Here is an 11348-nt window from a genome sequence, read left to right on the forward strand (position 1 = left end):
CATCACCTCCTAACCGTATAAATGGGATGTACTTAGAGTGTGGCGAAAAACCGAGAGGTACAATAGAGTTCGACTCTTCTTGCAATGGAGTAAGAAAACTTGATAGGCAAATAGGAGACTAATTCAAGAGGAAACAACTTTTATTCTGAGGGGGAAAGGAGTAAAAATAAAGGGGGATTTTTCCTGTAGTTTAGGGAGAAAAATCTATCACTTATCGTTGCACCTAGCAATTCTGAATCAGCATAGGCGATTACGAGAGGCGCTGCCAATGAATGAGCGGTTGTCAGTCTTTACTGTCAGGTATACAATGTGTAAGGAGAAAATCAGAATGATAGTTTTAGTAAAGGGAGTGCAACAGGTTTGTCATCAAGTGCTTTAGCTTCAGCTTCGCCTTCTTTCCATGTTCGTTTAACCACATTGCTTTTAGTTGTTGTAGTAGCCGGTATGAGTCAAGGGCTGCTGCTGCCATTGCTTTCGATTATGCTGGAGGATTCAGGCGTATCGTCAGATATGAACGGGATTAATTCAGCTGCCATGTATATCGGAATTTTTTGTACAATGTTTTTCGTTGAGAAGCCGGTCATGCGTTTTGGGTACAAAAAAGTCATTTTAGTCGGCATTTCATTAGTTACACTTGCTAATCTACTGTTTCCATTTACTCATTCGTTGGCGATATGGTTCGTCTTGCGTTTGCTGGTTGGTGTCGGCGATAGCTCGCTCCATTATGCGACACAGTTATGGATTGTAAGCTCAAGTCCAGCCGATCGACGGGGGAAATTTATTTCGCTGTACGGTATGGCTTATGGACTCGGCTTCAGCTTAGGGCCGCTGGGCATCAATCTTCTTCCACTTGGAAGGGCGGTTCCATTCTTAGTGTCCAGTTTATTTTTTGTAACTGTACTGATGCTTGTGCTGCGTATGAAGAATGAAATGCCGGAGCGGGCAGCACGAGGAACGGCGTCTGAGAATCGCTTTGTAAAAACCTACCGTCTCGCGTGGTTTGTCCTTATACCTGGCTTCTTATATGGACTGATGGAAGCTTCTATGAATAGCAACTTTCCGTTGTATGGATTACGGATCAACCTGAGCCAGCATTGGATTTCGCTTCTGCTTATGGCATTCGGAGTCGGGGCTCTAATTCTTCAGCTGCCGCTTGGCATTTGGAGTGACCGGATCGGCAGGAAGCCGGTGTTAATTGGATGTGCAGTGGTAGGTGCTCTCGTCTTTTTCACCATACCTGTCGCTGGCGATAATATTGCGCTGCTCTTTGTATTATTTGCAATTGCTGGCGGAGTGGTTGGATCATTTTACTCTTTAGGTCTCGCTTATGCAGCTGATATACTGCCTCGGGCGATATTGCCTGCGGCGAATGTTATCGCTTCGATCCACTTTAGTATTGGAAGCATCATGGGCCCGACGCTTGGCGGTTATGGGATTCGTTATGTTTCTGTTCATAGTATTTTTCTGTTTTTAGGTGCGGCCTTCCTTATCTTCGCGCTGCTTGGTTTTGGATTTCGGCCGAAAGCAGCTGAGGTGCCAAAAGTAGAAATTTCTAGCTGAGTGCTAAAGTATGGTTCATGCATAAGTGTAGTTTCTGGATCTATTTGGGTGGTTTAATTTATATTGAGGGGAATAGGGCTAGTTTCTAGTCCTATTTTTTTATCTCTAGCTTTTGAGGCGCATTCGTTGTCAAAAGAGAAAGAATTCATCCTTTATGTGCTTATTATTACGCTGAATGAACGGCTAACGGGCAGGCAGGGCAGTTCCAATATGTGGTATATTTGAATTAATGACATTCTTTAAGCGGAGGTGCTTATGAATCCTGCTTTTGACAACTATATCGAATCGCTGGCTGGCCAGGACGTGACCATCATCGGCGCAGGCGTCAGCAACTCACCGCTGATCCGCATGCTGTGCTCAGCAGGGGCGCGCGTCACCGTTCGCGACCGCAATCCGGCCCTGCCCCGGGACGAGTGGGACGATCTAGGCGTTGGGCTCCGCTTAGGGGAGAATTACCTAGATCGCGTTGGGGGCGATATCGTGTTCCGCACTCCGGGCATGCGCCCAGACCATCCGGCGCTGGACTCGGCCCGCGCTGGCGGCAGCCGTGTGACCAGTGAGATGGAGGAGTTTTTTGCGTTGTGCCCTTGTCCCATTTTCGGCGTGACCGGTTCGGACGGTAAAACTACCACCACGTCGTTAATTGCAGACATGCTGGCAAACGGGGGGCGTACGGTTCATCTGGGCGGCAACATTGGCACGCCACTGCTGACGCGCGCGGGCGAGATGTCGCCGCTGGACGTGTGCGCGGTCGAGCTATCCAGCTTCCAGCTGATGGACATGACGCGCTCTCCCCATGTGGCGGTTATAACCAACCTCTCGCCCAATCACCTCGACTGGCACCGCGACATGGATGAATATATCGCCGCCAAGCGTCGCCTGCTGGATTTTCAGAGTGCTGACGACCTTGCCGTTCTTAACGGCGACAACCCGGCTACCGCCGCACTGCGCGGGCGGGGGCGGACCAAGTATTTCGGCGGTCACACAGTCTGCGATGGAGTGATCGATGGTCTGGTACCTATCAGTGACATTCGTTTGCCCGGGTGGTATAACGTGGAAAACGTTATGGCTGCCATGACCGCCGTGAGGGGGACCGTGCCGGACGAGGCAATTCTGGAGACGGTACGCACATTTGCTGGCGTGGAGCACCGAAACCAGTGGGTGGCCACTGTGGACGGCGTGCATTACTACAACAATTCAATCGGATCCAGCCCCGCCCGTACCGTTGCCACGCTGCACGCACACGAGGGCCGAGTGCTGCTGATCGCCGGCGGGAGAGATAAAAACGTACCTTTTGACGAGATGGCTAGGCTGCTGCCTGATCATGTCAAGGTGTTGCTGTTGATCGGCGAAGCGGCCAGTCAAATCGAGGCTGCAGCGCGCAGCGTGCCGAGTTGCCCGCCTATTTTTCGTTGTGAAGGCTTGGCCGAGGCTGTGGCGCATGCGCACAAGCTGGCCGCACCGGGCGACACGGTGCTGCTGAGCCCTGCCTGCACTGCGGTTGATCAATACAGCAACTTTGAAGAGCGCGGGCGCCACTTTGTAGAGCTGGTCGGGGCGCTGCGTCGGTCGGAGAGATAGGATTGAATAAGACACTGGCGTTTTCCGGGAAATCCTGATTGAACGCGTGTGTGGTAAACGGGAACGGGTAACGTTAACTCAATAATACAGCGGCAGTCTAGGGCTTTTTTTCTCGTCCACGACTGCCGCTGTTTTTTTATAGTTGGGGCCAGTCTACAACGAAGCTCCTATGTGAATAGGTTTTTTGCGCCAATCTCTAATGTTAAGAAATTATATCGTTTGCTCCAAAAGTATAGACAGAGCCTGAGCAATCTCTTATTTTAGACATGTGGTCATTTGGGTGGAGCTGTTCAAATCAATAGTAATTGGAGGTCAGCATTAGCGGCATAGTTAACATGAGATAGGCAGATGAAGCAATTACAACATTATAATGGAGGATTATAACATGTTATCTAGTAAGTGGGCCAAGCTGGCAGCAGCTTTTATTTTAACAGCAAGCTTTGCAGGGCAAAATATAGCGTTGACAACAACATTCGCAGAAGCGGGCAACCAGTCGGCTGGGACTTCAGGCACTGGAAAATGGATGGCAGGGGAATACCATGCCCATACCTACGTTTCAGATGATACGCAGCAATCAGTGCAGACGGTGCTCGATCAAGCTTTTGAAACCTATGGGATGGACTGGATGAATTTATCTGATCATCTGAGAACTTCAAAGCGGGATGAAGAAGGAAACTCGCTTCCTTCTCCGATATCATTTACAGATGCTGTTAATAAATATCAGGTTAACATCATTAATAAACTAAAAGACGCAGGAAAGTACAAGGATAAAATTATTTTTTCAGGGTTTGAGTGGGATATGCCAACCTACGATCATGTCGGAGCAGGCATATTAGCGGATAGCGAAGAAAGCAGCTTAAAGGCAACGAGCCTTTTTGAATATTTATATACGGATCGCCCGGAGAGCATGTTTGACCCGGCAGTTGTAGCAGAGTGGAAATTGCAGTACCCAACGCGGCCTGCACTAAATGCGGATACGGCGCGCGATGCTGTGAAGTGGTTGAAAACAAATTATGCAGATTCCAGCTATATGATCATTAATCATCCATCCAGAAAGCTTGTCAATGGCAATGCGATTTTTCGAATTTCAGATATACGTGATTTTAACAATATAGCGCCAAACATCTTTTTTGGGATGGAGGGCATGCCAGGCAATCAGATGGAGCCAGATAGAGCCGGTTTGAATCAAAATAATCCCAAGACCAAGACGTACGGCGGCTCCGACTATATGATTGCTAAGGTTGGCGGGGTGTGGGATGCGCTGCTTGGAGAAGGTCGCCGGTTTTGGAATTTCACCAACTCTGATTCCCATTTTAAAGTATCGCAAGGTCTTTATTCCAGTGGCTACGCGCCGGGTGAATATTCCAAAAATTATACATGGGTAGAAGGCAGCGACATGTCAGCTGTGCTGGACGGCATGCGTTCAGGCAAATCATTTTCGACAACAGGTGATCTGATTAATGCTCTAGATTTCACGATTACTAACGGTGCAAACAAAGGCGAAATGGGGCAAAACTTGAAGGTGAAGGATGGCGATGCGCTTAAGCTGACCATTCGTTTCAAAAGCCCGCAGACAAACAATTACGCCGTGATTAAAAGTGAAAATCCAGCAATCAATGACAAATATATTTACCAAAGTGACGTGACAAATGCCGTTAATGTTGACCACGTTGATTTGATTGCCGGTGATGTTACAGGTGAGGTTAAGCCTGGTACGGATGAATACAACAAAGATACGAATGATTCAACGAAGGTCATTGCCAGATTCACGAGCGAAGACTGGACAACAGACGCGGAAGGCTACAATGTCATTACGTATGATCTCGATCCAGCGTACAAAGATCAGTATTTTAGACTAAGAGGCACTAATCTTGGCGAAAATGTAGCTGGCGAAACTGAAAACGGCGAGCCGCTCATTGACGTCAGAACAGAAGACGATACAACGATTGAGGATCTAGATATCCGTTATATGAAACGGTTTAATGAGATTAACGATCGCAACTACAAGGATCTTTGGTTTTATTCGAATCCTATCTTTGTAACGAGTGAGYCAAACGACGATGGTAACACAGGTCCAGGTCCAGGACCGATCGTGACGCCTCCTCCGGCTCCAGCTACGTCTGTAGAAGTAGACTTAGATGTGTCGAAGGGGATTGATGGCGCAATTAAAGATGTTGTCAGCTTTAATGTGCCAGCAGGCGCTGCAGCTGTTAACGGAAAAATAAGCGCTAAGGTTGTAGGGGCGAATGAGGCACCGTCGGCTGGGACGCTTGAGGCGCTTAGTCCGGTGGTCGAATTCCAAAGCACAGCAGGCAACCAATTCAACAAACCGGTGGAGATTAGCTTCAACTACAAGAAGGATCAAGTCCAATCGGGCAAAAAAGCGGCCATTTATTACTATAACGAGCTGCAAAAGCGTTGGATTTATGTTGGCGGCACTTTCAAAGCAGATAGCACAATTTCAGCCAAGGTGAACCACTTTACTAAATTTGCCGTTTTCCAAGCAGAAGCGAAGCTGTTCTCCGATGCGATAACGCACTGGGTGGCACCATTTGCGGATCGCTTGCTTGGCATGAACGTAATTCAAGGCTTTGAGGATGGGACATTCCATCCAGAAGAGAAGGTTACTCGTGCTGCCTTTGCAAAAATGATCGTGCAAGCTCTGGGACTGCCAGCGGCTTCAGGAGCTGCAAGCTTTGCGGATAACAGCGACATTCCAGCATGGGCTGGAGCTGATGTAGCTGCTGCTATGCAAGCGGGTATTTTGAAAGGCTACGAGCAAAACGGGAAAATGCTTTTCAAGCCAAATCAAACGATTACACGCGCTGAGATGTCAGTAATGATTGCGAATGCTTTAAAGGCTAACGAGCAGCAGCCAGCAAGTGCGGAAATGACATTTAAAGACGCAGCTGCTATCCCGGCATGGGCGAAGGACTCCATCAACCGTGCGGTTTCGGAAGGTATTATAACGGGCTATACCGATCTAACGTTCCGTTCCGGTCGTGCAGCAAGCCGAGCGGAAGCCGCGGCCATGATTTTCAGGCTGCTTGATCGCTTGCATATTTAAATACGAAAGAACCTTCAGCCGCCTATGGAGCAGCTTGAAGGTTCTTTTTTTGTATATTGCAGCGTCATTCATAGCACGAAAAAGAGGTACTCTTAATGGAAGCTTGATCGTATGAATTTTTAAGCGATTAGACACAAGGGTTAAACGAGGAGCGATTATTAAACGAACGGGCAGTTTAACGCAACAAAACTGCTGACGAGCTCGTTTTTATGTTGAAACGGATTTATAACAAATGAGGGTGGTATCTAAATGAAGAAGTTATCTTGTTCATCTGTTCTTACTCTGTGCATCGTACTTTGTCTTATTCTAATAGTCGGATGCTCTAATGCTAATGAAGAGACTAATACAGGAGAAAATACTGATTGGGAACTTACAAAATATAAAACTGTCAACGACCTTGAAGGAGTAACGATGTCTGTTAAGAAAGGAACGGTCACCACTACTGAATTGACTGTAGTATTTGATAATAACTCTGGTAAGCAATGTATTTATGGTGAATATTTTTTGTTGGAAAAGAAAATGGATGGTAGTTGGTATCAAGTCCCTGTTGCTATAGATGGTAATTACGGATTTAATAGTATTGGACATGGCTTGGAGTCTTCAAATGTTAGCGAATGGACAGTTGATTGGAATTGGCTCTATGGAAGACTGGTTACTGGTGAATACCGAATAGTGAAAGATATACTCGATTTTAGAAAAGCAGGCGACTACGATACATACTTTTTGGCGGCGGAGTTTACAATCAATTAGCTGTTAGTTTGAAGTTTATTCTAAAAGAGCCGATTTCACTTGATGATATTACGCTAACGGGCAGGCTAGTTTAATGATTGGGGCTATAAGGCTGTACTAGATAGAACAATGTATAGTGTACTGTTGAGCTATGGGAGACCATAACAAAACCACCTTTTCGAAGGTGGTTTTGTTATGGTCAAATACTAGTATCAAAATTTAACATAGCCTAGATTTTAAATATTGCACCCACATCCCGTGCAGCTCAGCTTCCGATACTTGAAATGCGCCTTGAAAATCAGTGGCATCGCGTATGAATTTGTTGAGCGCATCTAAACTGTATGAATGGATGAGATATTCTACGAGCAAGTGCGAGAATCCATATCCCCCTATCTTCTCGAAATCCCAGGTATCATTAGTTAATGCTTGAAAGCTAGGGACAGCGTTATTTTGAATCGCTTCGGAGGTGCTATACTGGATATATTCTTGTGACATTTGTTTGGCTTCATGCCCGCCGAGCCCGTGTGTAAGCCATTTCGGTGCCAACGGATTGATATCTTTCACTAACCACATCGTAAACAAGCTTATAGTGTGCCGTAGTACCGATTGATACGTATGTTCAGGGCCTGGGTTGAGTGGGGATACGATTTTAATTTTATTGTCTTCATAGGTTCCCATAAACCAATTGGGCGCATCCGGCTCGTTCATTGCTTGATGAAAAGTGGGCAGATCCGGATAGATCTCAATAGCGATTTTCTGAGAAGGTCGATGACGATAGGTTGTAATAATTCGATCTACATTGCTTTTCAACTCTTCAAATAAGTCATGGTATACCTTGTTCATACCATCATTCTTGGAGGGAGCCTCGCTTTTATCCACAATCGATACCAATTCTTTAATAGACATGATTGAAATGTCACCCCATTCTTTTAATTCTTTTTTTAGTTTGTTTAAGGCACGATAGAGTCTGTTCTTGACTGCGCTTTCAGGCATCCCGATGATTTTGGATATTTCCAATAAAGTGCAATCGACGAAAAAACGCAATGATATGATTTGCTGATCTAATTCATTCAATCGGGCTAATGCAGCACTAATATCAAGACGGATATCGACATCTCTAGCAATATCGAGGGATATCGATTGGGACTGAAAATCGATTACTTCGTGCACCATTTCTTTATTTCGTGATCTCGTACGATACTCGTTTTTCACAATATTTTGCGCGATTTTGAATAGCCAAGTAAATATACTGGAGTTACACTTAAACAAGTGAAAGTTTTCCATTGCTTTTAAAAAAGCTTGTTGCGTTAAGTCATCGGCAGTTGCCGAATTTGTCTTTACTGCAATATAATTTCGAATTCTATCTCGATATTGATTATAAATTCCTTCGAAATGCTGGATGTGCTCCTGCTCCTCCGGAAGAACAGGGATTTTCTTTTTGTCTTGAGCTCGTGACACCAGTAGTACCTCCTCCTGAACTTACAATTCATTAGACACCGAAGGGAGGTAAAAAGCCACATCATTTTAAAATAATTTCACACGACGCCATTCCATTTTTTTAAACCCCGAAAAAGCAAAGCGTAAAGGCAATTCAGCCATGTGGTATTAAGTGAGGATTACCAATGGAGAATGAGATTCAGGAGCTTAAAAAACGTATTGGCTTTCTGGAAAAGCAAGTTCAGAACAAACAACTTCAGTCATCTAATATATTGAGGTTGAGCTTAACTTTTATAATAGTACTCGTGACTTTGCTCATCTTGATTGGAATCTTTCAATTTATAACCCCCCAACCAATTGAACTAACGGGTAACGATATTTCAATAAAAAAACGGAAGTAGCCGATAACAATGATCGGCTGCTTCATTATGCTAACTGGCAGTTTAGTTATAATTGTTTACTACCTTCTATATCATTTGTGAGGTGCTATAATTGTAAATATAAGTAAATGGGAGGTTGTACAACTAATGGAAAATAAATTGCCTTTATTTATCGTAACAGGTGCAAGTGGGTCAGGGAAAACATATGTCATTAAGGAACTACGGAGATTGATGCCTGATTTTGATATTTTTGACCCTGATAATCTTGTTGAATTTATTGGGCATGATTGGGAGAAAATGCGAAATATTTGGCTTAGGGTTGCACGAAATATCGCTCAAAGTGGGCGCATGACTATAATATGCGGAACAATGATGCCTTGGGATATTGAAAAATGTGTGGACTATCCATTTTTTAAGCATGTATATTACCTAAACCTACATTGTGATGAAGAAACTCGCGAAAAACGTCTACGTGAAAGAAATTGGTCAGAGGAAGAGATTCAAAACCACAAAAACTTTGCAAAACGATTGCTTGAAATTGCTGATGAGGTCTATAACCCACCTATGCCTACTATTGATACAACGGATACTGATGTAACCGAAGTTGCCTCTCAGATAAAAGAGTGGGTTCTCCAATACGCTTGAACTAACAGGGAACATTAGTTGAACAGTACAAGAAGCAGATACTACGGTAGCTGCTCCTTGTTTTTATTAAGCTAATGGGCAGGATAATTCAATCGTTTCTAGAATATTCCCTGAGTTGAATAATTTTATAAACTGTGAATATAACGTTATCTGAAAAATACGCAAAGATTATTTTTTGAAGGGATGATTAAATTGAAGCAAGGGATATTAGTTTATCTAAATGGAACTTCAAGTTCTGGAAAGACCTCGATATCGACTGAACTGATAAATCAGAAAGAGATTCCTTTTTATCATTTATCAATTGATGATTTTTTTAATAATTACAATGATTTTATTAATAATAAATTTCCAGATGAACCTCCAAGAGAAATAGATCATCAAGTTGTCTCACAATTACTTGATGATTCCATATTCTCAGTGTACCATTCGACAATTAAATTGTTATCAGAACTGGGTTTTAATGTAATAGTAGATACCGTAATCGACAATGACAAGAGGTTTAATGAGTTTCTTGATCAATTTTTCGATCAGTCTACGTTATTTATAGGTGTAATATGCTCGAAAGAAGAACTCATAAGAAGAGAGCAAGCAAGAGGAGATAGAAAAGTTGGACTGGCAGCTTCACAGTTTAGCAAAGTATATTGCTTTGATGAATATGACCTCGAAGTAAATACGGAAGAGATGAACCCAAAAGAATGTGCCGAAAAAATATTAAATTTTATTAAGTCCGATAAGGAATACTCGGTATTTAAGAAATTAAGCAAAAAAAATGTTAGTGTTTCCTAGATGGCGTATCCAGATACCACCATATTCAAGCATTAGGGCTATCGCCCCTCAGCGTCCGAGGGATTTCGGGATTGAGCTAACGGAGAACGTTAGTTCAATAAACAGCGGCAGTTTTGGACTTAATATCTGAGTCCAAGGCTACCGCTGTTTCTATTTTAAAGCAGTCTAATCGATTTATTACTCGAGCATATCCCGCGACGATATGTTTCCTCAGACAGCGCATGTGGAGTGTGTGGTAAGGATATATCGGGATTGAAGAAAATGAAATATGATAATGATTAATAGAGCCGTTATTAATACTAGAAACTATGAAGTTGTATTTGAAGATGATCAATTAAAAGCAACTAATCTGAAAACGGGTGAAGAATTTGGTCGCGTACCGGAGGACCTTTCGCTCGTTGGAATCGATGACAGCAGTCTCGCCGCGACCTGCGAGGTTCCGCTGACTTCCGTCAAGTATCCAAAGCAAAAACTCGGCAAAAAAGCCGCCGAGTTTTTGTTGAATATGATTCAAACCGATAGTCCGGGAAATGAGGGATTATTATACAGACCGTCATTGATAGCGCGTGCATCGACAGCGGCACCCAAGTGATAATGAAGCAGTCATAGACCAAAACCCTATGCTACTGTCGTGTGTTTAGAGGCATCTGACCGGAGATTTTCTTTGTAAATAGAAGGAGACCCTTCCGGTTGGATATTGTCCAGCCGGAAGGGTCCGCATTTTTCTGTTTACGCTTTTACTTAGCCAGATATTCGACGAACCTTACAAAGATAGTGGCTACTTCGGCGCGGGTGGCGGTGGCTTTGGGGTCAAAGAGGTTGTTCGGCTTGCCTAATACAATGCCGATGCCCCGCAGCGCCTGAACGGCCTCCAACGTCCATGAGCTGATCTCACTCTCGTCCGCGAAGGACTTAGATTGGCTTTCAGGTATCTCATAGCCCTTGTACTTCATGTAGTTGTACAGTATCACCAGCATCTGCTCGCGCGTCATCGGTGAATTGGGGTCAAACAGGTCTGCGTTTATACCGTTGACTATGCCGCTTTCGGCCGCCCACTCGACTGCCGCCGTGTACCACTGCCCGTCCGTCACGTCGCTAAAGCGGGAACTCGTGTAGCCGGAGCGGTTTGCGTTCTCAAGATTGGCCAGTACCTGCACGAACAT

General features: G+C 44.4%; 9 protein-coding genes. 7 read left to right on the plus strand and 2 right to left on the minus strand.

What is annotated here, in order from left to right:
- The first annotated feature begins 360 nt into the window (after nt 1–360).
- From AC1DSE_RS20905 to AC1DSE_RS20920, 4 genes are all read left to right on the plus strand, one after another.
- Nucleotides 361–1560: an MFS transporter gene (locus tag AC1DSE_RS20905; RefSeq protein ID WP_076267294.1), complete on the plus strand. Its 1200-nt coding sequence runs from the start codon at nt 361–363 to the stop codon at nt 1558–1560.
- A 255-nt stretch (nt 1561–1815) separates the two neighbouring features.
- On the plus strand, nt 1816–3141 hold the full coding sequence (murD, locus tag AC1DSE_RS20910) for a UDP-N-acetylmuramoyl-L-alanine--D-glutamate ligase (protein ID WP_477509870.1): 1326 nt from the start codon (nt 1816–1818) through the stop codon (nt 3139–3141).
- A 385-nt stretch (nt 3142–3526) separates the two neighbouring features.
- On the plus strand, nt 3527–6208 hold the full coding sequence (locus tag AC1DSE_RS20915) for an S-layer homology domain-containing protein (protein WP_477528130.1): 2682 nt from the start codon (nt 3527–3529) through the stop codon (nt 6206–6208).
- Nucleotides 6209–6457: 249 nt separating this feature from the next.
- A complete protein-coding gene (locus tag AC1DSE_RS20920) occupies nt 6458–6958 on the plus strand; it encodes an immunoglobulin-like domain-containing protein (protein ID WP_477509868.1) in 501 nt (166 codons plus the stop codon).
- Between the two features lie 198 nt (nt 6959–7156).
- Here the strand turns inward: AC1DSE_RS20920 and AC1DSE_RS20925 are convergent, their stop codons facing one another.
- The gene (locus AC1DSE_RS20925; protein WP_477509867.1) at nt 7157–8395 is read right to left on the minus strand and encodes an RNA polymerase sigma factor; all 1239 of its coding nucleotides are present in this window, start codon (nt 8393–8395) and stop codon (nt 7157–7159) included.
- 506 nt (nt 8396–8901) lie between these two features.
- On the opposite strand from AC1DSE_RS20925, the gene AC1DSE_RS20930 reads away from it, so the two are divergent.
- From AC1DSE_RS20930 to AC1DSE_RS20940, 3 genes are all read left to right on the plus strand, one after another.
- Nucleotides 8902–9399: an AAA family ATPase gene (locus AC1DSE_RS20930; protein WP_477509866.1), complete on the plus strand. Its 498-nt coding sequence runs from the start codon at nt 8902–8904 to the stop codon at nt 9397–9399.
- Nucleotides 9400–9591: 192 nt separating this feature from the next.
- Nucleotides 9592–10185, plus strand: coding sequence for a chloramphenicol phosphotransferase CPT family protein (locus tag AC1DSE_RS20935; RefSeq protein ID WP_477509865.1), 594 nt, complete (start codon nt 9592–9594; stop codon nt 10183–10185).
- 268 nt (nt 10186–10453) lie between these two features.
- Nucleotides 10454–10777 carry a substrate-binding domain-containing protein gene (locus AC1DSE_RS20940; protein ID WP_477509864.1) on the plus strand — a complete coding sequence of 108 codons (324 nt, stop codon included), beginning with the start codon at nt 10454–10456 and terminating at the stop codon, nt 10775–10777.
- Between the two features lie 145 nt (nt 10778–10922).
- Here AC1DSE_RS20940 and AC1DSE_RS20945 read toward each other — a convergent pair.
- Nucleotides 10923–11348, minus strand: a 426-nt coding sequence (locus AC1DSE_RS20945) for an S-layer homology domain-containing protein (protein WP_477528131.1), incomplete at its 5' end; no start/stop codon positions are given.

The organism is Paenibacillus sp. 01L418, from assembly GCF_056400045.1.